Genomic DNA, 505 nt, shown 5'->3' with positions numbered 1-505 from the left:
ACATGATCGATGGAAAGATCAAGGGGTACTTCCTGCTCGGGCAGAACCCGGCGGTCGGGTCGGCCCATGGTCGCGCCCAGCGGCTCGGCATGGCCAACCTCGACTGGTTGGTCGTCCGCGACCTCTTCATGATCGAGAGCGCCACGTTCTGGCAGAACGCGCCGGAGATCGAGACCGGGGAGATCGTGCCCGAGGAGTGCCGCACCGAGGTGTTCTTCCTGCCCGCCGCCTCCCACGTGGAGAAGGAGGGCACGTTCACCCAGACGCAACGCCTGTTGCAGTGGCGGGAGAAGGCCGTCGAGCCGCCAGGCGACGCCCGCTCCGAACTCTGGTTCTTCTACCACCTCGGGCGCATCATCCGCGAACGGTTGGCGGCGTCGACCGCGCCGCGCGACCGGGCGTTGCTCGACCTCACCTGGGACTACCCCACGCACGGTCCGCACGCGGAGCCGAGCGCCGAGGCGGTGCTGCGCGAAATCAACGGGTACGACGTGTCGACCGGCCG

The 505-nt window shown here is 68.3% G+C and carries 1 protein-coding gene; it reads left to right on the top strand.

All coding sequences use genetic code 11. The features are described from left to right. A partial coding sequence (locus V6U86_RS33315; protein ID WP_334510533.1) for a molybdopterin-dependent oxidoreductase occupies nt 1–505 on the top strand: 505 nt, incomplete at both ends.

It is taken from the genome of Micromonospora sp. CPCC 205558 (assembly GCF_036902955.1).
In the GTDB taxonomy this organism is placed as follows: Bacteria; Actinomycetota; Actinomycetes; order Mycobacteriales; family Micromonosporaceae; genus Micromonospora.
This window is presented reverse-complemented; position numbering and strand designations above follow the sequence as displayed.